Here is a 25,110-nt window from a genome sequence, read left to right as displayed (position 1 = left end):
TCTGGAAACGGCGGGGGGACGGCGAGGGAAGGTCGGGCGGACGTCAGGGGGACGTCTGGAAGGGGGATTGGCCTATTGTTGACCGACCGGTCGGTTAATCAATCCGGAGTTTGCCGCATGTCAAGCGTCGACGATGCGCGGGCCGATGAGCAACGCCCCGGACGGGGCCGGGGCGTGTTGGGCATCGGGAGCGTGCGCTGACTTCAATAGGTTTCGAGATGCAGGCGGCCTTCGCGCTTCATCGCCGCGCCCACCGTATCCCAGTCCAGCCCGGCGTTCTGCACGATGTCGCGCAGCGCCATCACGACGCCTTCTTCCATGGCCTTGAGGCCGCAGACGTAGAAGCAGGCGTTCGGATCGGTCAGCAGCGGCAGCAGGTCGGCGGCACGTTCGCGCAGCGCGTCCTGCACGTAGCGCTTGGGCTTGTTCGGCGTGCGGCTGAAGGTGAACTCGATGTCGATGAAGTCCTTGGGCAGGTTCTGCAGCGGGCCGAAGTAGGGCAGTTCTTCCTGGGTCCGCGCGCCGAAGAACAGCATCAGCTTGCCGCCCTCGAACTTGCCCGATTGCCGCAGCCGCCGACGCCATTCCGTCATCGCCCGCATCGGCGCACTGCCGGTTCCGGTGCAGATCATGACGATGTGGCTGCGCGGGTGGTTGGGCATCAGGAAGCTGGCGCCGAAGGGGCCGATCACCTGGACCTTGTCGCCGACCTGCAGGTCGCACATGTAGTTGCTGCCGACCCCGCGCACCGGCTTGCCGTGGTGGTCTTCCAGCACGCGCTTGATGGTCAGCGAGAGGTTGTTGTAGCCGGGGCGTTCACCGTTGCGCGGGCTGGCGATGGAGTACTGGCGGGCATGGTGCGGCCGGCCCTGGGCATCGGTGCCGGGCGGGACGATGCCGATGGACTGGCCTTCCAGCACCGGGAAGGGGAGGCTGCCGAAGTCCAGCACGATGTGGTGGGTGTCGTAGTCGCTGCCGGCGGTGCGGCCGACCTCGGTGACGCGCACATTGCCGGTCACCGTGGCGGTGATGGTCTTCTCGGCGGCCTTGGGGCCGTAGAGGTTGGTGTAGGCGTGGGCGGCCGACCAGGGCGGCAGCGTGGCGCCGTACTGCGCGCTGTTGAAGGCGGTCTCGCCGGAGGTGGCCGCCGGCAGCGTCGCCACCACGGGCTCGACCGCCGCAGGGGCCTCGGCGGACACGCCGGCCTCGGCCAGTTCTTCCGCCGACAGCTCGGCGGGCAGTTCGTCCCAGCTGAGCTGGTCCTCTATCGTCCAGGCCCGCACGCGCGGCATCGTGCGCCAGTTGTCGATCGAGCCGGTCGGACACGGCGAGATGCAGGCCATGCACAGGTTGCACTTGCCGGCATCGACGACGTAGTTGCGCGAGTCGTGCGTGATCGCGCCGACCGGGCAGATCGCCTCGCAGGTGTTGCAGCGGATGCAGATCTCGGGGTCGATCAGGTGCTGCTGGATGACGGCGGCGTCGCTCATGTCCATGGTCTTGTTTCCGGCGATTGCAGATGGGCAAAGGGAGCGTGAGGTCCGCACGAGCCCGGGCGACCCGCTCCGCTCATGTCCCCCGCCGGCCCCACCGGGGCCGGCTCCTCCTTGACTTCGCTGCGCGGGTCACCCGGTCTCATGCTCCAGAGGGTGGACCGCCGCGAGGTTCTCACGTGGTTCGCGTGGGCATCAAGCAAACCGGACGTATTCGAAGTCCACCGGCTGGCGGTTGATGCCCATGACCGGCGGGGCGATCCAGTTGGCGAACTTGCCGGGTTCGACCACGCGGCCCATCAGGCCGGCGACATAGGCGCGGTCTTCGGCGGTGGGCAGCCAGTCCTTGGACTTGCTGGCCCATTCGGCCTCGCTCACCACGCGGCCTTCCGGACTGACCTTGACGCCCTTGAGCGCGCCAATGTTGCGGTGGAAGGCCTTGTGCGGCGTGGTCAGGCGGAAGGGCAGGCCGGACTTCTCGATGACCTTGTTCCAGCGCTCGACGCCGGCCACCGAGTCCTTGATGTAGTCGTCGCGCAGCACCTCGTTCAGGGCGTTGAGCATCGGCACCTCGCGCTCGACCAGCTGGCCGTTCTGCACCGACAGCACGCGGTAGGTCTGGCCGCGCAGCTGGTGGTCGTCCATGCGCTTGCCTTCTTCGTAGCGGCCCTTCAGACCGGTCGAATAGAACGTCGCGGCATTGCTGGACTCGTCCGCGCCGAACAGGTCGATCGTCACCGAGAAGTGGAAGTTCAGGTAGCGCTGGATGGTCGGCAGGTCGATCACGCCGGCGGCACGCAGCTTCTGCGGGTCGTCGGTCTTCAGCTCGTTCATCGCCTGGCAGGTGCGGTTGATGACCCGCGACACGCCCGACTCGCCCACGAACATGTGGTGCGCCTCTTCGGTCAGCATGAACTTGGTCGTGCGGGCCAGCGGGTCGAAGCTCGACTCGGCCAGCGCGCAGAGCTGGAACTTGCCGTCGCGGTCGGTGAAGTAGGTGAACATGAAGAAGGACAGCCAGTCGGGCGTCGGCTCGTTGAACGCCTCCAGGATGCGCGGGTTGTCGGTCTGGCCCGAACGACGCTCAAGCAGCGCCTCGCCTTCCTCGCGGCCGTCACGGCCGAAGTACTTGTGCAGCAGGTAGACCATGGCCCACAGGTGGCGGCCTTCCTCGACGTTGACCTGGAAGAGGTTGCGCAGGTCGTACTGGCTGGGCGCGGTCAGGCCCAGGTGGCGCTGCTGCTCGACCGATGCCGGCTCGGTGTCGCCTTGCGTGACGATGATGCGGCGCAGGTTGGCGCGGTACTCGCCAGGGACGTCCTGCCAGGCGTCTTCGCCCTTGTGGTCGCCGAAGTGGATCTTGCGGTCCTTCTCGGCCGGATTCAGGAAGATGCCCCAGCGGTAGTCGGGCATCTTGACGTGGCCGAACTGGGCCCAGCCTTGCGGGTCGACGCTGATGGCGGTGCGCAGGTAGACGTCGAAGTTCTGGCTGCCGTCCGGGCCCATGTCGTCCCACCAGCTCAGGAAGTTGGGCTGCCACTGTTCGAGCGCGCGCTTGAGCGTGCGGTCCTCGGCCAGGTTGACGTTGTTCGGGATCTTCTCGCTGTAGTCGATGGTCATGAAGTTCTCCGTCAGGGAAAGCAATGTCGGCCGATGAGCCTGGGTGTGTGTTGTCCAGTGCCGCGGTGGATCCGGCTTTGCCGGGCCACTCGCGGCGCCCCCTTGAGGGGGAGCGGCGTCAAGCCGCAACGGGGGGGAGCGTCAAACGCGATGCCAGTCGAAGGCGGCTTTGTCGCCCTTGCCGTAGACCTTCAAGGCGCCCTTTTCGCCCACGGCGTTCGGGCGCTGGAAGATCCAGTTCTGCCAGGCGGTCAGGCGGCCGAAGACGCGGGTGAACATGTTCTCCGGGCCGTTGAAGCGCAGGTTGGCTTCCATGCCGGTCAGGGCGTCGGGCGACATGGCCACGCGCTCCTCGATGGCGATGCGGGTCTCGTCAGCCCAGTCGATGTCGTCGGGGTTGCTGGTGACCAGGCCAAGCGCGAAGGCGGCGTCGGCATCGAGCGGCTGGCCGATGGTGGCGCGCACGGCGGCCAGCGGGGCGGCCTCGTCGTAGAAGCGGCGGCCCAGGCGGCTCTGGCCGGTGACCATCGGGTAGCGGCCGAAGTTGCTCTCGGTGACGGTGATGCGCGGCGCGGCGGCCTCGTCGTCGGGCAGGGCCAGGTGGTAGCTGCGGTCGCAGGCCAGGGCCAGTTCCAGCAGCGGGCCGGCGAAGCAGGAGCCCGGCTCGATCAGCGCGAACAGGCTGCGCGAGCTGACGTCCAGGCGGCTGAAGGTGCGGCGCAGCAGGCCCAGCGTCTCGCGCACCAGCCAGTGGCCGGCGTGGGCTTCCAGCACCGCGTCGGTGGCGACCAGCGCGGCGCTGTCGCCGGCGGTCTTGATCAGCCAGGTGCCGATGTCGAGCTCGTTGGTGCGCATCGACAGGATCGCGTCTTCCAGCTCGCGCGCCATCTGCAGCGGATACCAGGCCGAGCCGGCCGCCTCGATGCTGGCGACATCGCTCGGCTGCGCACCCTGCGGGCCCTTGACCGTGAAAGTGGCCGTGCGCTTGGCGCGGTCGATCTCGACGGTGACAAACGGGTAGCGCAGCGCATCGGCCTCGATCACGCGGTCGACCGGCGGCAGCGCCACGCCACGGCCGTTGGCCGGGCGGTCGCTCTGCGCGGCCAGTTGCAGCGCACGTTCTTGCACCTTGGCCGCGAACTGCGCCGGCTTGGCGATGTCGTCGACCAGGCGCCAGTCCTTGGCCTTCTGGCCGCGCACGCCTTCGGTGGTGGTGCAGAAGATGTCGGCCAGGTCGTGGCGCACACGGCGCTTGTCGGTCACGCGGGTCAGGCCGCCGGTGCCCGGCAGCACGCCCAGCAGCGGCACCTCGGGCAGGCTGACCGCGCTGCTGCGGTCGTCGACCAGGATGATCTCGTCGCAGGCCAGGGCCAGCTCGTAGCCACCGCCGGCACAGGCGCCGTTGACCGCGGCGAGGAACTTCAGGCCGCTGTGGGTGGAGGAGTCCTCCAGGCCGTTGCGGGTCTCGTTGGTGAACTTGCAGAAGTTCACCTTCCAGGCGTGGCTGGAGACGCCCAGCATGAAGATGTTGGCGCCCGAGCAGAACACCTTGTCCTTGGCACTGGTGACGACCACCGTGCGGACTTCCGGGTGCTCGAAGCGGATGCGGTTGATCGCGTCGTTCAGCTCGATGTCCACGCCCAGGTCATAGCTGTTGAGCTTGAGCTTGTAGCCCGGACGCAGGCCGGCGTTCTCGTCGAAGTCGGCCGCCAGCGTGGCCACCGGGCCCTCGAAGCTGAGCTTCCAGTGGTGGTACTGGCTGGGGTGGGTCTGGTAGTCGACGCGGGGGGCGGCGGCTGCGGGGGTGGCGATCGTGGCGGTGTCGTGGCTCAAGGGTCTCTCCTGGTGGGGACGCGTCCTGCACGATGCTGCAACGACGCCGGAAGTCATGATGTGCATTTTGCTGCATCTGACGTGAGCGTCAAGCACTTTTGTGCATGTTGGCCGGTGCCCGAGGGTTTGCACTGATCTGTCAGCGGTCAAGACTCGGCCCGGGACGGCGTCGTGCCGGCGCTCACTCCGGCATCTGCAGGGACTGGCGCACCAGCGTGCGCAGGGCCTCGAAGGTGGGTTGCAGCGGCAAGTCGCTGGTGTCGAGGTGGAACTCCGCCTTCGAGTAGAACGCCGCCCGTCCGGCCAGGATGCGGCGAAGGTCTTCCATCGCCTCGCGGCTGGCCGCCATCGGCCGCAGGTCGCCCTGGGCCTGGACCCGCTTCATGTGGTCCTCGGCATCGGCTTGCAGCCAGACGGTGGTGCAGTGGGCCAGCAGCAGGTTGAAGGTGGCCGCGTCCGAGACCAGCCCGCCGGGCGTGGCGATGACCGCTTCCGGGTAGATCTGGATCGCCTCCTCCAGCGCCCGGCGCTCGTAGCGGCGGTAGGCGTTCTGGCCGTAGAGCGCCTGGATCTCGCTGATGCTGCAGCCGGCGAACTTCTCGATCTCGCGGCTCAGTTCCACGAAGGGAAAGCCCAGGTCGTCGGCCAGCATCTGGCCCAGCGTCGACTTGCCCGCGCCCCGCAGGCCGACCAGCGCGACACGCGGGCTGCGCGCCACTGCCCGACCGCCGATCTGGCCATTGCTGCCGCCCGTGCCGAGCAGCTGCCCGATCGCCTCGCGGGCGCGCCGCAGCGTGGCCTCGTCGCGGTCTTGCAGCAGCTCGCGGATCAGCAGCCATTCGGGGCTGGATGTGGTGACGTCGCCGATCAGTTCGGCCAGCGAGCACTGCAGCGCGCCGGCCACCTGCAGCAGCACCAGGATGGAGGCATTGCCGGTGCCGTATTCGAGGTTGGCCAGGTGCCGCTCGGACACGTCCGCCGCCGTGGCGACCGCCTTGCGCGTCATGCCGCGACGGGCCCGCAGCGAACGCACCCGCTCGCCCAGGGCGACCAGGAAGGGGTTCTTCTCGTCGCCGGGCGAGGCGATGCCGGGGTCCGATGACAGCCCCGCCGGGTCGTCCGGCAGGGGGATCGGGGTTATCCCGGGAGCATGCAATATAGTGCTTGACATGGGTGGGGGGCGAGCCTAAGGTGTCGACACGCACAATAATTCATCCGCCCTGGACCTGCAAGCCGGGGCGTCAAACGGAGTTGTCCCGTGACCCTCGAAGCCTTCCGCAGCGAGATCGCCGCCCTCGCCACCGAGATCCAGACCCAGCTCGCCGGCCGCGCGCCCGACGCCGCGCTGGACGACTGGCTCAATGCCCACCACGGCGCCGGCAGCGCCCGCTATCAGCGCCTGGACGCGCTGTGCCGCCAAGGCGCCGCCGAGGGCTGGCTGTGCCAGCGTGAAGGCGGCGGCATCCGCTACGGCCGCGTCTTCAAGCCGGACGATGCGCTGTCGCGGTTCTCGGTCGACGTGGTCGACATGACGGACATCGCTGGCCCGCACCACACCCACCCGAACGGCGAGATCGACCTGATCCTGCCGATCGACCCCGAGGCCCGCTTCGACGGCCGCCCGGCCGGCTGGCTGGTCTGCCCGCCCGGCAGTGCCCACCGCCCGACCGTCAGCGGCGGCCGCGCCCTGGTGCTCTACCTGCTGCCCGAGGGCAGCATCGAGTTCACGCGCTGAGCCGCGCCGATCCGTCGCCCGTCCGTCAGGAGACATGACATGAGCACGACCCCCACGATCCCCTCCAGCGCACCGGTTGCCGCCCCGGTCGCCGGGCCACCCGAGCGCTTCAACTTCGCCGCCCACCTGATCGCGCGCAACGCCGGTCGCGCGGCCAAGACCGCCTACATCGACGACCACGGCAGCCTGAGCTACGGCGCGCTGGCCGAGCGCATCGCCCGCATGGCCGCCGCGCTGCTGGCCGCTGGCGTGCGGCGCGAGGAACGTGTGCTGCTGCTGATGCAGGACAACAGCGACTGGCCGGTCAGCTTCCTGGGGGCGATGTACGCCGGCATCGTCCCGGTGGCCGTCAACACGCTGCTGACCGCCGACGACTACGCCTACATGCTGCGCCACAGCCGCGCCCAGGCCGCCCTCGTGTCGGCCGCGCTGCTGCCGACGCTGCAGGCCGCGCTGGACCAATGCGCGGCCGACGGCGGGCATGAGGTCCGCCAGATCCTGGTCTCGCACCCGACCGGACCTCTGGGTGCCGGACACGCCGTTGCGCAGATTGCGCTGGACGCGGCGCTCGACGCCGTCGCGCCACTCGCCCAGGCGGCCAGCACCGGTGCGGACGACCCGGGCTTCTGGCTCTATTCCTCCGGCTCGACCGGTCGCCCCAAGGGCACCTTGCACAGCCACGCCAACCCCTATTGGACGGCCGAGCTCTACGGCACCCCGCTGCTGGGTCTGACTGAGCGTGATGTCTGTTTCTCGGCCGCCAAGCTCTTCTTCGCCTACGGCCTGGGCAATGCGCTGAGCTTCCCGCTCAGCGTGGGCGCGACAACGATCCTGATGGCCGAACGGCCGACGCCCGACGCCGTGTTCAAGCGCTGGACCGGCGCGGTCCGCCCGACCGTGTTCTTCGGCGCGCCGACCGGCTTCGCCGGCATGCTGGCCTCGCCCGCCCTGCCCGCGCGCGAGGCGGTGTCGCTGCGCATGTGCTCGTCCGCTGGCGAGGCCTTGCCGGCCGAACTGGGTCAGCGCTTCAAGGCCCATTTCGGCTGCGACATCGTCGACGGCATCGGCTCGACCGAGATGCTGCACATCTACCTGTCCAACCGACCCGGCGACGTGCGCTACGGCACCACCGGCTGGCCGGTGCCCGGCTACGACGTCGAACTGCGTGGCGAGGACGGCCGCGCCGTGCCGGACGGCGAGACCGGCGACCTCTACATCCGCGGCCCCTCTTCGGCGCTGATGTACTGGGGCAATCGCGCCAAGTCGCGCGCCACCTTCCAGGGCGAGTGGACCCAGTCGGGCGACAAGTACGTGCGCCATGCCGACGGCACCTACACCTACGCCGGCCGCAGCGACGACATGCTCAAAGTCAGCGGCATCTATGTCTCGCCCTTCGAGGTCGAGTCCACGCTGGTCCAGCATCCGGCGGTGCTCGAAGCCGCCGTGATCGGCGTGAACGACGCCGACGGCCTGACCAAGACCAAGGCCTATGTCGTGCTGAAGGCCGGCGCGCAGGCCGACGAGGCGGCGCTCAAGGCCTTCGTCAAGGACCGCCTCGCGCCCTACAAGTACCCGCGCAGCATCGAGTTCGTCACCGATCTGCCCAAGACCGCCACCGGCAAGATCCAGCGCTTCAAGCTGCGTGAGTTGTCAGCCCCTCGGCCCACGGGTACATGAGCCGATCCCCTGAGGGGATGCGGGCCGGCTTGGGGCGGCCCGGCGCTTGGCCCGAAGTCACCCATCGAAGCATGACCGAATACCCATGAGCATCCAGTTCGTCGAGATCCCGTGGCGCGAGCGCACCGTGCGCATCGAGCACGAGTTCCTCTCGCCTGCCCAGCGCGTCGAAGCCGGCGCGCCGCTGATCGTCTTCCTGCATGAAGGCCTGGGCTCGCGCTCGATGTGGCGCGACTTCCCGCAGCGCCTGTGTGATGCCGTGGGTGCCCCGGGGCTGGTCTATTCACGGCCGGGCTATGGCCGCTCCACCCCCCGCGCGGCCGATGAACACTGGGGCCTGGACTTCATGCACCGCCAGGCCGACGAGGTGCTGCCGGCCTTGCTGGATGCGCTGGACGTGCCGCGCCCGGTCTGGCTGTTCGGCCACAGCGACGGCGGCTCGATCGCGCTGCTGCACGCCGCCCACCAGCCGCAGCGGGTGGCCGGTGCGGTCGTGCTGGCGCCGCACATCCGGGTGGAAGCGTTTGGCCTGGCGAGCATCCGCGCGGCCCGCGTCGCCTACGAAACCACCGAGCTGCGCAGCCGGCTCTCGCGCCACCACGATGACGTCGACTCGGCCTTCTGGGGCTGGAACGACATCTGGCTGCACCCCGATTTCCCGACCTGGAACATCGAGGCCGAACTGCCCGCCATCGCCTGCCCGCTGCTGGCGGTGCAGGGGCTGGACGATCCCTACGGCACCCTCGAACAGATCCGCGGCATCGCGCGGGCGCGACCGTCGACGACCCGCGCGCCGACCGAGTTGCTGGAGCTGCCGGCCTGCGGCCACGACCCGCAGCGCGACCAGCCCGACGCCCTGATCGCGGCGGTGCAGGCCTTCATGGCCCGCCACCGCTGAACACCCAGAACCCATCGACCCACGAAGGAGACACCCGATGAACACAAGCAAGACCCAACAAGCGCTGACCCAACAAGCGCTCACCCAGCAAGCCTTGAGCCGTCGCGCGCTGGCCCTGGCCGCCGCCGCCCTTTGCACCGGCCTGGCGGCGTTGCCGGCGCAGGCCCAGACCGCCAAGCTCAAGGTCGGCCTGATGCTGCCCTACACCGGCACCTTCGCCGCGCTGGGCACCGCCATCGAGAACGGCTTCCGGCTGCACGTGGCCGAACAGGGCGGCAAGCTCGGTGGCCGCGAGGTCGAGTTCTTCAAGGTCGACGATGAATCCGATCCGGCCAAGGCCACCGACAACGTCAACAAGCTGATCAAGCGCGACAACGTCGACGTGCTGATTGGCACCGTGCACTCGGGCGTGGCCATGGCCATGGCCAAGGCGGCCAAGGACAGCGGCACGCTGCTGATCGTGCCCAACGCCGGTGCCGACGCGGTGACCGGCCCGATGTGCGCGCAGAACATCTTCCGCAGCAGCTTCAGCAACTGGCAGCCGGGCTATGCGATGGGCGACGTGGTGGCCAAGAAGGGCCACAAGAAGGTCGTCACCATCACCTGGAAATACGCGGCCGGCGACGAGTCGGTGCGCGGCTTCAAGGAAGGCTTCGAGAAGGCCGGCGGCACGGTGGTCAAGGAGCTGAACCTGCCCTTCCCCAACGTCGAGTTCCAGGCCCTGCTGACCGAGATCGCGGCGCTCAAGCCCGATGCGGTCTACACCTTCTTTGCCGGTGGCGGCGCGGTCAAGTTCGTCAAGGACTATGCGGCGGCCGGCCTGAAGAAGAACATCCCGCTCTACGGCGCCGGCTTCCTGACCGACGGCACGCTGGAGGCCCAGGGCGCCGATGCCGACGGCCTGTTCACCACCCTGCACTACGCCGACGGCCTGGGCACCCCGCGCGACCAGGCCTTCCGCAAGGCCTATGCGATCGGCTACAAGCTGCAGCCCGACGTCTATGCGGTGCAGGGCTACGACGCCGCGCAGATGCTGGCCACCGGCCTGAAGGCGGTGGGCGGTGACGCCTCGAAGAAGGCCGAGTTCGCCGCCGCGCTGCGCGCCGCGAAGATCGACAGCCCGCGCGGCCCCTTCACCCTCAGCGCCGCGCACAACCCGGTGCAGGACATCTACCTGCGTCAGGTCAAGGGCAAGGAAAACGTCTCTGCCGGCATCGCCTCGAAGGCCCTGTCCGACCCCGCTCGCGGTTGCCGGATGTGACCCACCCCCGACGCGCTTTGCGCGCCCCCTCAAGGGGGCAATGCCAGTGGCCCGGCACAGCCGGTTCCACGGCGTTTGCTGGGTGGGTCTTGCGACCTGCCGCGGGCCTAGCATCTGGCGACTTCGAAAGCTGACATGGACCTCGCCACCTTCCTGATCCAGTGCCTGAACGCGTTGCAGTACGGGCTGCTGCTGTTCCTGGTCGCCTCGGGCCTGACGCTGATCTTCGGGATCATGGGCGTCATCAACCTGGCGCACGGCAGCTTCTACATGATCGGCGCCTACATGGCCTACGCGCTGGCGCCGATCGTCGAACGCACCTTTGGCGGCGGCTTCTTTGCCACGCTGGTCTGCGGCCTGGTGCTGTCGGTGCTGCTGGGCTATTTGCTCGAATGGGTGTTCTTCAGCTACCTCTACGAGCGTGAGCACCTGCAGCAGGTGCTGATGACCTACGGCCTGATCCTGGTGTTCGAGGAGCTGCGCAGCCTGACCGTCGGCGACGACGTGCACGGCGTGCAGCCGCCCGAGCTGCTGGCCGGCACGCTGCCGCTGGGCGAGCTGATGACCTACCCGGTCTACCGGCTCTTCATCTCGGCGGTCTGCCTGCTGCTGGCGCTGGGCATGTACCTCGTGTTCACGCGCACCCGCCTGGGCATGATGATCCGCGCGGGCAGCAGCAACCGCGAGATGGTGCAGTCGCTGGGCATCGACATCCAGTTCCTCTACCGCGTCGTGTTTGCCGCTGGCGTGGCGATTGCCGTGCTGGCCGGCATGGTGGCCGCGCCGGTGTCCTCGGTCTACCCGGGCATGGGCAACTCGGTGCTGATCATCTGCTTCGTCGTCGTCGTGATCGGCGGCATCGGCTCGATCCGCGGCGCGCTGCTGGCGTCCTTGCTGATCGGCGTGGTCGACACCTTCGGCAAGGTGGTGTTCCCGCAGGCGGCCGGCGTGCTGGTCTATGTGCTGATGGCGCTGATCCTGCTGTGGAAACCCAGCGGTCTTTTCAAGGCAGGCTGAATGGGCTCCTCCCCTACGCGCGTTGCGCGCCCCCTCAAGGGGGCCATGCCAGTGGCCCGGCAAAGCCGGTTCCACGGCATGTGCTGGCTGACATCCGTCTCTTGCCTGAAGGTGCAGTGACATGAACGTTGAACAAGCAAGGCGGTCAACGGCGCGCCCGCCGATCGGTTTCGAGCTGGTTGCCTACGCGCTGCTGGCGGCCTATCCGCTGGTGGCCGGTGGTTATGGCATCGACCTGGTCACCAAGATCATGGTGTATGCGGTGCTGGCGCTGAGCCTGGAACTGCTGGTCGGCTCGACCGGGCTGGTCTGTTTCGGCCAGGCGGCCTTCTTCGGCATCGGTGCCTATGCCGCCGTGCTGGGCGCGCCCGAAGGCGACACGCCCGCACTGCTGGCGCTGTTGCCGCTGAGCCTGATCGCGGCGGGCCTGTATGCGCTGGCGGTCGGTGCGCTGTCGCTGCGCACCCAGGGCGTCTACTTCATCATGGTCACGCTGGCGTTTGCCCAGATGGCCTACTACATCGTGCATGACACCCCGCTGGGCGGCGGCACCGATGGCATCTACCTCTACATCAAGCCGGTGCTCGACGTCGGTGGCTCGGTCTGGCTGGACCTGGACAAGCCCAAGGTGTTCTACGGCTTCACGCTGGCCAGCCTGATCGCCGTGCATGTCTTCCTCGCCGTGCTGCTGCGCTCGCGCTTCGGCCGGGCGCTGGCGGGCATCAAGGTCAATGAGCAGCGCATGCGCGCGACCGGCTTCGCGACCTATCCGTACAAGCTCGCCGCCTTCGGCGTGTCCGGCGCGATCGCCGGTCTGGCCGGCTTCCTCTTCGGCGTCAAGGACGGCTACGTCAACCCCGAGCTGCTGAGCTGGCACATGTCCGGCGCGGTGCTGATCATGATCATCCTCGGCGGCCTGGGCCGCTTGCGCGGCGCGCTGATCGGGGCCTTCGCGTTTGCGCTGCTGCAGGAGTTTTTCAAGTCCGAGGCCATCTTCGGTGCCTACGCCAAGCACTGGCACCTGGGACTGGGGCTGACCATCATCGCCAGCGTCGCGCTGCTGCCGCGTGGCCTGGTGGGCGTGCCCGCGCAGATCCGCGAACGCCTGGACGGGCGTCTGAGCGGCGCCCGCCGGGTTGAAGGAGGGACGGCGCGATGAGCACGGTCAAGGACAAGAAGGACGCGGCCATGGCCGGCGATGACGTGCTGCTGCGCGGCCTGAAGCTGACCCGCCGCTGGGGTGGCCTGGTGGCGGTCGACGGCGTCTCGCTGGACCTGCGACGCGGCCAGGTGCATGCGGTGATCGGCACCAACGGCGCGGGCAAGTCCACGCTGATCAACCTGCTCTCCGGCGAGATCCCGCCGTCCGAGGGTGGGGTCGAGCTGCTGGGTCAGGACGTCACGCGCTGGAGCCAGCCGCGCCGCGCCCGCGCCGGCCTGGGCCGCAGCTACCAGCGCAACACCATCTACCCGACCTTCAGCGTGTTCGAGAACTGCCGGCTTGCCGCCCAGTCGCGCACCCCGAAGCCATGGGCCTGGTGGCAGGACGCACAGGCCTGCCGGCCCAGCCGCGAGGCCGCGCTGGCCGCCGCCGAGCAGGCCGGGCTGGGCGATCAGCTCGATCGCACCGCCGGTCTGCTGTCGCATGGCCAGAAGCGCCAGCTGGAGATCGCGATGTGCCTGTCGACGTCGCCGCAGGTGCTGCTGCTCGACGAGCCGCTGGCCGGCATGGGCGCCGAGGAGACCGAACGCATGCTGGCCCTGCTGGCGGCGCTGCGGACCCGGCACGCCATCCTGCTGGTCGAACACGACATGGATGCGGTCTTCCGCATCGCCGACCGCATCACCGTGATGGTCAACGGTGCGGTCATCGCCAGCGACACGCCCGACGCGGTGCGCGCCGATGCCGGCGTGCAGGCGGCTTACCTCGGGGGCCATTGAGATGACGACGAGCGAACTGATCCTCGATGCCCGCGACCTGCACGCCTGGTACGGCTCCAGCCATGTGCTGCATGGCGTCAGCCTGCAGATCGCGCGTGGCGAGACGGTGGGCCTGCTGGGCCGCAACGGCATGGGCAAGAGCACGCTGATCCGGACCCTGCTGGGCCACGTCACGCAGCGTGACGGCCACATCGGCCTGTTCGGCCAGGACATGTCGAAGGCGCGCCCGCACGCCGCTGCGCGGCTGGGTGTGGCCTATGTGCCCGAAGGCCGTGGCGTCTTCCCCAACCTCAGCGTGCGCGAGAACCTCTTGATGGCCGCCCGTCGCGGCCGTGACGGGCGCAACGACTGGACCTTCGAGCGTGTCATGGCGACCTTCCCGCGCCTGCAGGAACGCATCGCCAACATGGGCAACCAGCTCTCGGGCGGCGAGCAGCAGATGCTGTCGATCGGCCGCGCGCTGATGACCCATCCCGAGCTGATCATCCTCGACGAGGCCACCGAAGGCCTCGCCCCTCTGATCGTGGCCGAGATCTGGCGCGTCATCGCCGAGATCCGCGCCAGCGGCATCGCCACGCTGATCGTCGACCGCGACTGGCGCAAGGTCCTGGCCCGCAGCGACCAGGCGCTGGTCCTGCAAAAGGGCCAGGTCGTCCTGTCCGGCCGCAGCGCCGCCGTGGCCGAGGACGCCGCGCTGGGGCGTTACTTGGGCGTGTAACGTTTCTGCCCCTCGCCCGGCGAGTACGCCGGTCGATCCCCCGAGGGGATGTCAGCCGGCTTGGGGCGGCCCCTCGCCCGGCGAGTACGCCGAGGGGATATCAGCCGACCGAACCCTGCCGCTCGCTTGTGCTGATCGGCGACGTTCAACGGCCTTACGCCTGGCGCCTGGCGCCTGATGCCGCTGGCTCGCGGCCGCGCCCGCAGACCGGCGCCGGGCCGCCCCAAGGCGGGCTGCGCAGCCCCCTTGGGGGGCGGTCTCGCGCTTGCGCGAGACCGGGGGCTCACATTCACCGCTCGCGGAAGGCGTTCTCGCGCACGCCGACCAGCGGCTTGAGCAGGTAGTCGGCCACCGTCTTCGAGCCGGTGACGATGTCGCTCTGGGCTTGCATGCCTGAGAGCATCGGCAGTTCGCGGCCCAGGGCGGCGACGGCGCTGCGGTCGGTTTCCATGTGGACGATGTAGTGGCTCTCGCCGCGTTCGTTGGTGACCGCGTCGGCCCCCACGCGCGTGACCTTGGCGGGCAGGGCGCCGTAGATGGCGTAGTCGTAGGCGGTCAGCTTGACGCGGGCGTCCTGACCCTGGCGGATGAAGCCGATGTCCTTGGGCAGGACCATGGCCTCGACCACCAGCTTGTCCTCCACCGGCACCAGCTCGACCACCGGTTCGCCAGCCCGTGCGACGGCGCCGACGTTGGTGACGAAGACGCGGTTGACGATGCTGCGCACCGGGGCCTTCAGCGCCGTGCGTTCGATGCGGTCCTTCAGGGCCGGCAGGCTGGGGCCGAGGGCGCGCAGTTCGGCCTGGACGCGGTTCAGTTCGTCGCGCGCCTGGGCGCGGAACTGGCGCGAGAGGTTGTCGCGCCGGGCCGAGGTCTCGAGGATGCTCTGCTCGATGCGCGCGAGCGTCGCGATGGCGCCTTCGCGGCGGCCCTCGGCTTCGGCGATCTGGCGGTCCAGCCGGACCAGCTCGATGCGCGGCTCCAGCCCGCGCTGGACCAGGCCGTCGACCAGCGCACGTTCCTCGCGGGTGGTCTTCAGGCTGCGCTGGGCCGTCTCCAGGCTGTTGCGGACCTCCTCGCGCTCGGCGGTCTTCTGCGCCACCTGGGCGTCGAGCATGCGCATCTGCGTGTCCTGCTCGATGCGGCGGGTTTCGAAGGCGGCCAGCTCTGCCGCGACCAGCTGCGGCTGGCGCTGGCGCAGGCCGGCATCGAACAGCGGCGTCGCGCCCGTGGCCTCGGCCAGCAGGCGGGCGCTGCGGGCTTGCTGGTTGTCGGACTGGGCGCTGCGGGTCTGCAGGTCCGCGTCGACCTGGATGGGGCTGAGCGAGACCAGCACCGCGCCCGCTTCGACCGTCTGGCCGGGCTGGACGTGGATCTCCTGCACCACGCCGCCTTCGAGGCTCTGCACGCTCTGCACCCGCGCCGAGGGCACGACCTTGCCCAGCGTCTGCGCGACGGTGTCGATCTCGGCCACGGACGCCCAGGCGCCCAGGGCGATGAAGGCACCGGTGATGGTGAACAGCAAGATGCTGGCCGCGCGCGAGACCTCGCCCAGGCGGGCCGCGGCCGACAGCGTCTCGCGGCCGCTGGCGACCGGGCGCCCTCGGCGGGTCGTGCGGGTCGTGCGTGGCACCTCGTCGAACGCACCGTGCAGCGTGGGCTGGACGGTGACCGGTCCGTCGGCGTCGGACGGTTGGCTGTTCTTCTTCATGCGGCCTCCTGCGGGGCAACTTCACGGGGGGGCGTGGGGGGAGCGGCGCGCACCGGGGCGACGCGGCCACCGGCAGCGGCGGCGGCGCCTTGGCGCATCACGATGTCCTTCGGGCCTTGGGCAACGACCCGGCCGTTGTCCATCACGATGACGTGATCGACCAGTTCGAGCATCGACGGCTTGTGCGTGACCAGCACCAGCGTGCGGCCGACCAGCGCGGTCTTCAGGCGCGCCAGCAACAGCGCCTCGGCGCTCGGGTCCATCGCGCTGGTGGGCTCGTCCAGCACGACGATGGGCGAACGGCTGACCAGCGCACGCGCCAGCGCCACGGCCTGGCGCTGGCCGCCGGACAGGCCCGCGCCGTTCTCGCCCAGCTTGAGCTGGTAGCCCTGCGGATGCGCCGAGATGAAGTCGTGCGCGCCGGCCAGCGTGGCGGCCTCGCGGATTTCCTCGTCGCTGGGCCGGTCAGCGCCCAGCGCGATGTTCTGGCGCAGCGTGCCCGACATCAGCCAGCAGTCCTGCAGCACCGCCGCGACGTGGCGTCGCAGGTCGGCCGGGTCGATCTGGCGCACGTCGACGCCGCCCACCCGCAGCTGGCCCTTGTCGGGGCGATACAGCCCCAGCAGCATCTTCAGCAGCGTCGACTTGCCCGAGCCGATGCGGCCGATGATGGCCACGCGCTGACCGGCCTCGATGCGCACGTTGACGCCTTCGAGCACCGGCTGCTCCGCGCCGGGGTAGCTGAAGGCGACGTCCTGCAGGTCGATCTGGCCGTCCAGCCGGTCGTGCGGCATGGTGTTGACGCCGGGCGTGTGCTCGCGCGGCAGCGCCATCACCTTGGCCAGCGCGCGGTAGGCCGCCAGCGACTGGTTCAGGCGCACCAGCAGCTGCGTCAGCTGGGCCAGCGGCTGGACCGCCCGGCCGCACAGGATGGACGCCGCGACGATCGCGCCGGAGCCGACCTGGCCGTTGAGCGCCAGGTGCACGCCGACCGAGACGACCGCGATCTGCGCGCCCATCACCACCAGGTTGGCCCAGTTGCCGGCCAGTTGGCCCAACAAGCGGCTGTGCAGCGAGATGCGGGCCTGGTGCGTGACGGCGTCCTGCCAGCGGCGGCGCATGACCGCACCGGCGCCGACCGCCTTGATGGTCTCCAGACCGGCCAGCGTCTCGATCAGCACGGCCTGCTTGGTCTGGCTGTCTTCCTGCGCGATCTGGGTGTCGCGCTTCATCGAGGGCTGCATCAGCACGCCGACGATCAAGACCAGCGGAATGGCGATCACCGGCACCCAGGCCATGGGACCGCCGATCAGGTAAAGCACGCCGATGAACAGCAGTGCAAACGGCAGATCGATCAGCGTGGTCAGCGTGGCCGAGGTGGCGAACTCTCGGATGGTCTCGTATTCCTTGAGCAGGCTGGCCAGACCGCCGGCAGAGCCGCGCTGGGCGCGCAGGTCGAGGTCGAGCACCTGGTCGAACACCGCGTCAGCGATCTCGACATCGGCCCGGCTGCCGGCCACATCCAGGAAGTAGCCGCGCACCGAACGGATCGCGAAGTCGCTCAGCAGCACGATGCCGATGCCCGCCAGCAGGGCCCACAGCGTCTCGGTGGCGCCGTTCGGGATCACGCGGTCGTAGACGATCATCGTGAAGACCGAGGTCGACAGCGCAAACACGCTGGTGACGATCGAGGCCAGCACGGCGCGCAGATAGAGCGGCCGGGCCAGCCGGTTCGGACCCCAGAACCAGTGGCCGTGGCGGCCTTGCGCGGTCTTGGCTTCCGATGCCGGCAGGCGACGCGGCGGGCGCACCTGCACCCAGCGACCCTCGTAGCGGGCCGCCACCTCGGCGGGCGTGAGGGCCACGACCCGACCGGTGGCGGGCAGGTAGACGTCCCAGCGCTGGGCATCTTCCGGGCCGTCGGGATCGCCCAGCGGCCCGATCAGCACGACCGGCTCACCGTCCGTGCCGATCAGCAGCACCGGTTCATGCGGGGCCGGGCGCGGCGGCTCGGCGTCGTATTGCAGCGAGGTCCAGAAGCCCAGGCTCTCGATCGCGTCGATGAAGTCGGCCAAGGTCCAGGAGCCGTCCGGGCGCGCGACGCGGGCGCGCAGGGCCGCGATCGACAGCGGCCGCTCATGGTGGTCGAGCAGGAAGGACAGGCAGGCCTCGAACGGATCGGGCGGCGCCATCAGGGGCGGGGCCTCGGCGGCCGCGTGGCCGGTCAGCGCGCCGGCAGCGGCCGGGCGCTGCGGGCTCAGGGCGAGGTGCTCGTCACCGGCGGGGGGCAGGTCTCGGTTCATGGCGGTCTCGTCGGTGTGATCGGGGGGCGGGCGGTGCGAACGGTGTTCGCGGATCAGGGCGCAAGGCCGATCCAGGGCATCAGCGAACCGGTGAAGTAGGCGATGCGCCAGCGGGTCAAGGCCCGGTTGTGCTCGGCCTCGACCCATGCGGTGCCGGCGGCATGCAGTGTGTCCTGAGCGCTCATCACATCGAGCAGGCTGCCGCGCCGGAACGCGAACTGTTCACGCACCCCGCGCAGTGCGTCGACCGCCAGCTTCACGCCTTCGCGGCGGGCATCCAGCAAGGGCTCGCCAATCTGGTCGTCGGCGAGGGCCTGACGCAGCGAACGTTCGAGCTGCAGCCGGGTGCCGCGCAGCTGCTCGGAGGCCTCGTCCAGCCGGGCGCGGGCCTGGGCGATGCGGGCGTCGTCGGCGCCGCCCACGTAGAAGCTGTGGCGCAGCGTCAGGCCGGCCTGCCAGTCGGTGCCGGCGCGCCGGCCGCCGATCAGGTCACGCCGGCTGATGCCCGCATCAAGGTCGACGCGCGGACCGTCGCGCCGCCGTGCGACCTCCAGCTCGTGTTCGGCCGTGCGCACCGCCGCCTGGGCCGCCTGCACGGCGGCAAACAGGTCCATCTGCGTGGCGGGGGAGGCCCGCACCGACGTCAGATCGGGCAGTGGCGGGGCACGCAGGTCCAGCTCGGCCGGCACGTCCGCGCCGAGCAGCTCCAGGCAGGTCGCCTCGGCCGACTGCAGCCGGGCCTCGGCTTGAACGAGTGCGCCCCGCGCTTCAACCGCGCGCGAGCGGGCCCGCCAGACGTCGCTGAGCGTGCCGCCGCCGAGTTCATGGCGGCGGGTCAGGTCGACCACGATCTCGTCGCGGGCCTGCACATGCAGGCGGGCCTGTTCGACCAGGCGGCGTGCGCGCACCCGTTCGAGCGAGGCCTGGATCGCACGCAACGCGAAGTCGGCCCGGCGTGCGGCGCCTCGGGCCTCGACGCCATCGGCGAAGGCGGTCGATGCCTCGATCTGGGCCTGGGTGGTGCCGCCGTCCCAGACCTGCTGGCGCAGGTTCAGGCCGACGCTGCCGGTGTCCCAGTCGCGCGAGCTGGTGCCCTGCAGCTCATTGGCATCGTTGTCGCGGTGGCCGGTCTCGGCCTCCAGCGACAACTGGGGTCGACGGGCGGCGGCGGTCTCGCGCGTGGCCGCGCGGGCGCCCTGCGTGCTGGCCAGGCTCGCACGGGCTTCCGGGTGATCCTGCAGGCTGCGGGCCAGCTGCTGGCGCAGCATCAGCCAGGCGGGGCTGTCGGCCACGCTGGCTGCGCCGGCGCTCGGCGAGCCGACCGCCTGCAGCAGCTCCAGCGCCTGCCGTTCGCCCCAGGCGGCCGGGCTGGCATCGGACTGCGCCCGGACCGGTGTCAGGACCACCAGCGCGGCGGCCAGGACCACGGCGGGCAGCCGGCGTGTGTTGCTTGCAAGGTGAGGTGACATCGCGTTTATCAAGAAAAACGCCTCGCACGCAGGCGAGGCGAAAACATGGACCCTCACGGGGTTAAAGCAAACGAGCCCATGCCTGAGTCAAGAGATGACGGTCGCTCCAGCCCCGTGTCAGAGCATGAAGTTGCCTTGCACCAGGTTCATCGTGCCGGTCAGCTGGATCTCGAACTCGGCATTGCCAAAGTCGCCGTCCGTGTTGAGCTGAACGATGGTGTTGCCACCGGCATTGACGAAGCGGACCTGGCCGACGCCGTTGAAGGCCTGCGTGCCGCGGAAGACGAAGGCCTGGTTGCCGCCGACGCCAGCGTTGGCATCGATGTCGGTCAGCACGATCTGGTCGGCACCGGTCAGGAAGTCGGTGATGACGTCACGCGTGGCCTGCACACCCAGTTGGCCCAGCGTACCGAAGATGAACCGGTCGGCCGCGTCGCCGCCCGTCATCACATCGGTGCCGGCACCGCCGGTCAGCTGGTCGGCGGCGGCGCCACCGTTGAGCGTGTCGTTGCCGATGCCGCCGTTGAGCACGTCCGAACCCGCATCGCCCAGCAGCAGGTCGTTGCCGCCGTTGCCATTGAGCGTGTCGTTGCCACCGGCGCCGTTGAGCGTGTCGCCGCCCGCAGCGCCGTTGATGACGTTGGCCACCGCGTTGCCGGTACCGATGAAGGCGCCGACGCCGACGAAGGTCAGGTTCTCGACATCCACACCCATCGAGAAGGAGGCCAGCAGCGACTGCACCAGGTCCGTGCCGGCGCCGCCGACGACGGTGTCGCCCGCATCGGCCACCACCAGGGTGTCGTTGCCCGCGCCGCCGTTCATCGAGTCGTTGCCCGCACCACCGGTGATCGTGTCGTTGCCGGCGCCGCCCAGCAGGGTGTCGTCACCGGCATTGCCCACCAGCGTGTCGTTGCCGGCGCCGCCGTTGGCGTTGTCCGCACCCGCATTGCCGGCGAAGGAATCGGCTGCGGCCGTGCCGTTGAACAGGTCACCGACCACGTCGGTCGCGGCGGAGAACTGGGTCTCCAGCGTGCCCTGACCGTCGATGAACGAGGTCTGCACCCGCAGCTGGGCGTTGACCACGCCCGCGCCCGGCGTGAAGTTGGCGTTGGTCGCGCCGCCCACGTTGGTCCAGTTGGCACCGCCGTCGGTCGACGACTGCCACTGGAAGGCAAACGCGCCCAGGCCGTTGGCATCGGTGATGCCGGCGGTCGATGCGGTCAGTGCGGCACCTTCGGTCGGCGAGGTGTCGGTGATCGTGGCGACGCCGATGGCGGCGGTGTTGGCCGCCAGTGTCACGTCCTCGAAGGTCTGCACGGCGCCGGTGACGGCGTCGCGGGTCAGCACGAAGCGCAGCGTTTCGATGTTGCGCACACGGTCCGTACCCTCGGTGCCGATGTTGTCGGTGATGGTGCGGAAGCCGTCAGCCTGCAGCGCGCCGATGGTGAAGTTGGCACGCGGGCCGTCGAACACGGCGATGTCGGTGCCGCCGCTGCCTTGCTGGATCACGCGGTCGATGCTGAGCCAGCCCGGGTTCACCGCACCGCTGATCATGCGTGCGGTCAGCGGAGCCATCGAGTTGAAGTACTCGATCGTGCCGTTGGGGTTGGTCAGCTTGATGCGGGCGTCGAGCCAGGCGTCGCCGTCGATGACGTCATCGCCGGCACGGCCTTCGATCAGGTCGCTGCCACCGCCGCCGAGCAGGATCTCGCCGGTGTAGCCGGTGGTGCCGACCAGGTCCGACAGACCGCCGATGCGGGCAATGCCGGCGGCGTCCAGGCTGTGGCCGACGCGATCAGCGGCCAGCAGGTCGGTGCCGGTCAGCGTGTCGTTGCCGTTGTAGCCGGAGACACCTTCGACCAGGTCGAAGCGGTCCTTCAGGTTGTCCAGGTCCGGCGGCAGCAAGGCGCTGTTGGCCAGGTCGGCGATGACGATCTCGGTCGAGCGGGCGTAGGTCACCCAGTCGAAGCCCAGCATGCCTTCGGCGCGGTTGATGCCCGGCGTGCCGAACATGATGTCGTCGCCCGACTCGGCGTCGTAGTCGTCGTTGCCGTCACCGATCAGGACGTCGTGGCCGATGACCGTGCTGGCCTGGAACGGGTCACCGTTGTCGCCCTGCAGCAGGTCGGCGGCGTCGCCACCCTCGATCCAGTCGTTGCCGGCGTTGCCGAACACGGTGTTGATGCCGGTGCCGGCCGAGACGAAGTCGTCGCCCTGACCCGCGAAGGTCTCGGCATCGCCCACGCCGCCGAGGATGAAGTCCTTGCCGTCGCCGCCGAACAGCAGGTCAAAGCCCGAGCTGTTGCTGATGACGTCGTTGCCCTCGGCGCCCTTGAGCTGGTCGTCGCCGAAGCTGTCGGTCAGGATGTCGTCGCCTGCGCCGCCCAGCACGAAGTCGTTGCCCGCGCCGCCTTCGAGGCGGTCGTTGCCCTCGTCGCCGTACAGGGTGTCGTCACCGGCACCGGCACGCATGCGGTTGTCACCGGCGGTGCCGCCCATGACGATGTGCGCTTCACCGGCGTAGCGGATCGTGCCGTCGGCCATGCGGGTCAGCAGCAGGTTCTCGTTGTAGGCGGTGGTGCCGTCGTTCAGGATCGCGCCCGAGGTGCCGAGGTTGGCCGCCTCGAAGGTGAACTCCGGCGTGGAGAACACGTCGCCCGGCAGGTGGCGGGCGCTGGAGTTGCGCATCACCAGCTCGGCCATCGAACCCTGTTCGAGCTGCAGCAGCACGTTCAGGCCGAGGGTGCGCGACAGGTAGTACAGGCGGTCGTTGTTCTGCAGCGCGACCAGCTGGGTGGCGAAGACGTAGTCGAAGGTCGAGCCGAGCATGCCGCCGAAGGGCTGGGTGTTCTCGGCCAGGCCGCCCATCCAGAAGTCGACGTCGTTGAGGCCGCCGCGGCCACCGACCACCGCGCCCGTGTCGGCCGCGTACTGGCCGGCACCGGTCATGAAGGCGATCGCGTCGGCGTTGTTGGGGTCCGCCGCGCCGTTGATCAGGGCCTGCGCTGCCGCACGCTTGTCGACCATCGTGCTCGCCGAGGTGATGGTGCTGTGCGTGCCGTAGGCAGCGATGAAGTTGACCAGCGACTCGGGGTGCTTGATGCCCAGGCCGAAGTCTTCCCAGCTGGCATAGGGCTGCAGGATGGACAGGCCGGTGTCGGCGAAGAACAGCTCGCGGGCGGCGTTCAGGCCGGGGATGCCGGTGTCACGGCCACGGGCGATGTTCAGCGCGGCCAGGTCCAGCGGCAGGCCGACCAGGTTGTTGCGCAGCGACTCGGTGATGAACTCGTCGATGTCGTTGCCCGACTGGCGGGTCAGACCGCGCACGATGGCGCCGACGGCTTCCGTGTTCGTGGCGCCGCTCGCTTCGAAGGCGACCGGGTTCAGGAAGGCGTCGATCAGGCGCATCTCTTCGTTGTGGCCGTTGGCATCGATGCGGTCGATGGTGTCGGTCAGCATCGAGTGGCCGAAGCGGTACACCACGTTGGCGAACTCGCTCATGATGGCCGGGTCGACCGTGCTGTTGTAGCCGGCGAACAGGTCCAGCGACGGCGTGACCTTGCGGGCGAAGCCTTCGAACACGAAGTGCTGGTACTGCATCTCGGTGGCGAAGCGGGCCGCCTGGAAGATGCGCGCGCCGTCCCAGGTCAGCGCGTCGGCGTTCAGCGGCGTGGCGGGGGTCACGTCGATGGTGGTGCTCAGCCACTGGTTCAGGAAGCCCAGGCTGGCGGCGATCTGCTGCGCGTCACCGCTGGCCAGCGCGTCGTTGAAGCCCGCCACCGCCACGTCCTTGACCTGGTCGGCGATGCGGTTGTGCTCCGAGTGGAAGATGCTGTGCACGGCCGTCAGGCCGATGTTCTCGTTGCCGCGGCCGTCACCGGTGATGTAGTGCAGGTCGAGCAGTTCGTTGTCGTAGGTGCCGCGCGGTTGCGTGCCGGGCACGATGCTGACGTCGGCGTCAACGTCGGCCGTCTTGGCAATCGCTGCCGTGGCGGGGTTGTTGTCGTGGTCGAAGGTGCCCGGCGCGGCGTTGTGCGCGATGTCGTCCAGGAAGGCATGGTCGATGCGGGCAGCGCCAACGGTGCTGATCGGTGCGAGCGGGTTGCCTTCGACGATGCTGCCATTGGCCATCACCAGTTGCGCGTAGCCGTTGGCGCCCGGGATGAAGTTGCCGTATTCGTCGGTGACCAGCAGCGGGATGTTGCCCAGGTCGGCGTCGGTCAGCTGGATGCCCAGCATGTTGGCGGCCTGCGCCTTGACCTCGGCCCAGTTGCCGATCGAGCCTTCACGTGCGCCGTCCAGCAGCTTGCCGGTCGAGACCGGGTCACCGGCCGCATTGAGCGCGTACTGGCGCAGGAAGACCTGGTGCGACGGGTGCGAGGTGTAGGTCTGGTTCTGGTCGATCCACGGCGTGGTCGAGTTGGTGTAGTGACGCTCGCCCGTGAGCGTGTCGAGCGTGTAGGAGGCGCGCGTCAGCATCATGAACGGTGCCGCTGCCGCTTCGGGGTGCGTCGCGAAGATCGGGTCATCCGGCTGCAGCATCATCACGACGCTGCCGCGGCCACCCTTGCCGATCAGGTCAAGGCCGTGGTCGAAGAACTGGCCAAAGATCGTGAACCAGGAGTTGAACGGGGCCGACAGGCCTTCGTCCGGCGCGACGTTCTCGATGAACAGCGTGCCGTCGCCGCCGGGGATGGCGCCCGGGCCGGCCACCGCAACGGCGGCGGCGTTGCCAACGGTCTGGTCGGCGATCAGGTTGCTGATCAGGCGCGGCTGAGCGTCGAACACGAAGCCGTTCGTCTGTGCATAGCTCGTGGCGATCGGAGAGGCCGGGCCAAAGAACGGCGATGCCACATCCGCCGTCCGCCACAGCTGCGGCAGCGCGTTGGGCATCGGGCGGTCGGCGGCGCCGAACTCTTCCTGGCCCGGGACGATGTTGTTGTGCGAACCGTCCACGGCGCGCAGGCCGTAGGGCAGCAGGGGGCTGCCGATCATGGTCAGCAGGTCCTCGCCGGCCGTGTGGCGTTCGGCGAGCTGGATCTGGGTCAGGATGAAGCTCAGGTCGTGAAGGACGAGTTGCATGGTGATCTTCCGGTGGCGTTTCAGGGATGCGCAAAGGCGCAGGCAAGCCGATCCCCGCCAGTGCGCGGGCACCGGATCGGGGGTTGATCAGTCAAGGGGAGCGAGGGGAGCTGAGACAGAAGACCGAGCGGTCACTCAACTCCAGACCGGACGCCGACATCGGCGCCATGACCTGCAGCAGCGCGCGTCGATGCCCGGCCGGGTCGGCTGGGATCGCGCAGGGCTGGCAGTGGTCATGGCTCCTCCGTCGTTGATCCTGTGAAGAGAACGTAATCTCACGTTCTGTTCAGGTGAATGCATTCTGAATCAATGGCTTGATCTGGCGCAAGGTGTGCACACCGCTGTTTCAGGG

16 protein-coding genes are annotated in these 25,110 nt (G+C 69.2%); 8 read left to right on the top strand and 8 right to left on the bottom strand.

Annotation, left to right across the window (positions count from 1 at the left end):
• Positions 1 to 203: 203 nt before the first annotated feature.
• The 4 genes from boxA to EV685_RS14425 all read right to left on the bottom strand — a co-directional run bounded on the left by boxA (position 204) and on the right by EV685_RS14425 (position 6,117).
• The gene (boxA, locus tag EV685_RS14440; RefSeq protein WP_130482728.1) at positions 204 to 1,496 is read right to left on the bottom strand and encodes a benzoyl-CoA 2,3-epoxidase subunit BoxA; all 1,293 of its coding nucleotides are present in this window, start codon (positions 1,494 to 1,496) and stop codon (positions 204 to 206) included.
• A 192-nt stretch (positions 1,497 to 1,688) separates the two neighbouring features.
• Positions 1,689 to 3,113 carry a benzoyl-CoA 2,3-epoxidase subunit BoxB gene (gene boxB / locus EV685_RS14435; protein WP_130482727.1) on the bottom strand — a complete coding sequence of 475 codons (1,425 nt, stop codon included), beginning with the start codon at positions 3,111 to 3,113 and terminating at the stop codon, positions 1,689 to 1,691.
• A 141-nt stretch (positions 3,114 to 3,254) separates the two neighbouring features.
• Positions 3,255 to 5,003 carry a 2,3-epoxybenzoyl-CoA dihydrolase gene (gene boxC / locus EV685_RS14430; RefSeq protein WP_130482726.1) on the bottom strand — a complete coding sequence of 583 codons (1,749 nt, stop codon included), beginning with the start codon at positions 5,001 to 5,003 and terminating at the stop codon, positions 3,255 to 3,257.
• Positions 5,004 to 5,127: 124 nt separating this feature from the next.
• A complete protein-coding gene (locus EV685_RS14425) occupies positions 5,128 to 6,117 on the bottom strand; it encodes a helix-turn-helix transcriptional regulator (protein WP_130482725.1) in 990 nt (329 codons plus the stop codon).
• Between the two features lie 87 nt (positions 6,118 to 6,204).
• Here EV685_RS14425 and EV685_RS14420 point away from each other — a divergent pair, with 87 nt between their 5' ends.
• From EV685_RS14420 to EV685_RS14385, 8 genes are all read left to right on the top strand, one after another.
• Positions 6,205 to 6,681, top strand: a complete 477-nt coding sequence (locus tag EV685_RS14420; RefSeq protein WP_130482724.1) for a 4-hydroxylaminobenzoate lyase — start codon at positions 6,205 to 6,207, stop codon at positions 6,679 to 6,681.
• A 39-nt stretch (positions 6,682 to 6,720) separates the two neighbouring features.
• On the top strand, positions 6,721 to 8,358 hold the full coding sequence (locus tag EV685_RS14415; protein WP_130482723.1) for a benzoate-CoA ligase family protein: 1,638 nt from the start codon (positions 6,721 to 6,723) through the stop codon (positions 8,356 to 8,358).
• Between the two features lie 85 nt (positions 8,359 to 8,443).
• The gene (locus EV685_RS14410; RefSeq protein WP_130482722.1) at positions 8,444 to 9,256 is read left to right on the top strand and encodes an alpha/beta fold hydrolase; all 813 of its coding nucleotides are present in this window, start codon (positions 8,444 to 8,446) and stop codon (positions 9,254 to 9,256) included.
• A gap of 37 nt (positions 9,257 to 9,293) precedes the next feature.
• Positions 9,294 to 10,517: an ABC transporter substrate-binding protein gene (locus tag EV685_RS14405; RefSeq protein WP_130482721.1), complete on the top strand. Its 1,224-nt coding sequence runs from the start codon at positions 9,294 to 9,296 to the stop codon at positions 10,515 to 10,517.
• Positions 10,518 to 10,652: 135 nt separating this feature from the next.
• Complete coding sequence (locus tag EV685_RS14400; protein WP_130482720.1) at positions 10,653 to 11,534, top strand: branched-chain amino acid ABC transporter permease; 882 nt, start codon at positions 10,653 to 10,655, stop codon at positions 11,532 to 11,534.
• A 121-nt stretch (positions 11,535 to 11,655) separates the two neighbouring features.
• Positions 11,656 to 12,693: a branched-chain amino acid ABC transporter permease gene (locus EV685_RS14395; protein WP_130482719.1), complete on the top strand. Its 1,038-nt coding sequence runs from the start codon at positions 11,656 to 11,658 to the stop codon at positions 12,691 to 12,693.
• Positions 12,690 to 13,475, top strand: coding sequence for an ABC transporter ATP-binding protein (locus EV685_RS14390; RefSeq protein ID WP_420820831.1), 786 nt, complete (start codon positions 12,690 to 12,692; stop codon positions 13,473 to 13,475). The genes EV685_RS14395 and EV685_RS14390 overlap by 4 nt, the downstream gene beginning before the upstream one ends.
• A gap of 1 nt (position 13,476) precedes the next feature.
• Positions 13,477 to 14,193, top strand: coding sequence for an ABC transporter ATP-binding protein (locus tag EV685_RS14385; protein ID WP_130482718.1), 717 nt, complete (start codon positions 13,477 to 13,479; stop codon positions 14,191 to 14,193).
• A 289-nt stretch (positions 14,194 to 14,482) separates the two neighbouring features.
• Here the strand turns inward: EV685_RS14385 and EV685_RS14380 are convergent, their stop codons facing one another.
• The 4 genes from EV685_RS14380 to EV685_RS14365 form a co-directional block, all read right to left on the bottom strand.
• Positions 14,483 to 15,904 (bottom strand): HlyD family type I secretion periplasmic adaptor subunit, encoded by a 1,422-nt coding sequence (locus tag EV685_RS14380; RefSeq protein ID WP_130482717.1) that lies wholly within the window; start codon positions 15,902 to 15,904, stop codon positions 14,483 to 14,485.
• A complete protein-coding gene (locus EV685_RS14375) occupies positions 15,901 to 18,207 on the bottom strand; it encodes a type I secretion system permease/ATPase (RefSeq protein WP_165396807.1) in 2,307 nt (768 codons plus the stop codon). Before EV685_RS14375 ends, EV685_RS14380 begins: the two co-directional genes overlap by 4 nt.
• A gap of 53 nt (positions 18,208 to 18,260) precedes the next feature.
• On the bottom strand, positions 18,261 to 19,676 hold the full coding sequence (locus EV685_RS14370; RefSeq protein ID WP_130482715.1) for a TolC family protein: 1,416 nt from the start codon (positions 19,674 to 19,676) through the stop codon (positions 18,261 to 18,263).
• Between the two features lie 117 nt (positions 19,677 to 19,793).
• Positions 19,794 to 24,758 carry a peroxidase family protein gene (locus EV685_RS14365; protein ID WP_130482714.1) on the bottom strand — a complete coding sequence of 1,655 codons (4,965 nt, stop codon included), beginning with the start codon at positions 24,756 to 24,758 and terminating at the stop codon, positions 19,794 to 19,796.
• Positions 24,759 to 25,110: the final 352 nt, after the last annotated feature.

Source organism: Sphaerotilus mobilis (assembly GCF_004216565.1).
Taxonomy (GTDB): domain Bacteria; phylum Pseudomonadota; class Gammaproteobacteria; order Burkholderiales; family Burkholderiaceae_C; genus Sphaerotilus; species Sphaerotilus mobilis.
Note: the sequence above shows the minus strand (reverse complement) of the source record. Positions and strands in the feature narration are given on the sequence as shown.

What these genes read in the sequence shown, in the direction of transcription:
- EV685_RS14380 (WP_130482717.1), bottom strand. Translation starts at nt 15,904, where the DNA reads ATGAAGAAGAACAGCCAACCGTCCGACGCCGACGGACCGGTCACCGTC.
- EV685_RS14370 (WP_130482715.1), bottom strand. Translation starts at nt 19,676, where the DNA reads ATGTCACCTCACCTTGCAAGCAACACACGCCGGCTGCCCGCCGTGGTC.
- EV685_RS14425 (WP_130482725.1), bottom strand. Translation starts at nt 6,117, where the DNA reads ATGTCAAGCACTATATTGCATGCTCCCGGGATAACCCCGATCCCCCTG.
- EV685_RS14385 (WP_130482718.1), top strand. Translation starts at nt 13,477, where the DNA reads ATGACGACGAGCGAACTGATCCTCGATGCCCGCGACCTGCACGCCTGG.
- EV685_RS14405 (WP_130482721.1), top strand. Translation starts at nt 9,294, where the DNA reads ATGAACACAAGCAAGACCCAACAAGCGCTGACCCAACAAGCGCTCACC.
- EV685_RS14365 (WP_130482714.1), bottom strand. Translation starts at nt 24,758, where the DNA reads ATGCAACTCGTCCTTCACGACCTGAGCTTCATCCTGACCCAGATCCAG.
- boxB (WP_130482727.1), bottom strand. Translation starts at nt 3,113, where the DNA reads ATGACCATCGACTACAGCGAGAAGATCCCGAACAACGTCAACCTGGCC.
- EV685_RS14415 (WP_130482723.1), top strand. Translation starts at nt 6,721, where the DNA reads ATGAGCACGACCCCCACGATCCCCTCCAGCGCACCGGTTGCCGCCCCG.
- EV685_RS14400 (WP_130482720.1), top strand. Translation starts at nt 10,653, where the DNA reads ATGGACCTCGCCACCTTCCTGATCCAGTGCCTGAACGCGTTGCAGTAC.
- EV685_RS14375 (WP_165396807.1), bottom strand. Translation starts at nt 18,207, where the DNA reads ATGAACCGAGACCTGCCCCCCGCCGGTGACGAGCACCTCGCCCTGAGC.
- EV685_RS14395 (WP_130482719.1), top strand. Translation starts at nt 11,656, where the DNA reads ATGAACGTTGAACAAGCAAGGCGGTCAACGGCGCGCCCGCCGATCGGT.
- boxC (WP_130482726.1), bottom strand. Translation starts at nt 5,003, where the DNA reads ATGACTTCCGGCGTCGTTGCAGCATCGTGCAGGACGCGTCCCCACCAG.
- boxA (WP_130482728.1), bottom strand. Translation starts at nt 1,496, where the DNA reads ATGGACATGAGCGACGCCGCCGTCATCCAGCAGCACCTGATCGACCCC.
- EV685_RS14410 (WP_130482722.1), top strand. Translation starts at nt 8,444, where the DNA reads ATGAGCATCCAGTTCGTCGAGATCCCGTGGCGCGAGCGCACCGTGCGC.
- EV685_RS14390 (WP_420820831.1), top strand. Translation starts at nt 12,690, where the DNA reads ATGAGCACGGTCAAGGACAAGAAGGACGCGGCCATGGCCGGCGATGAC.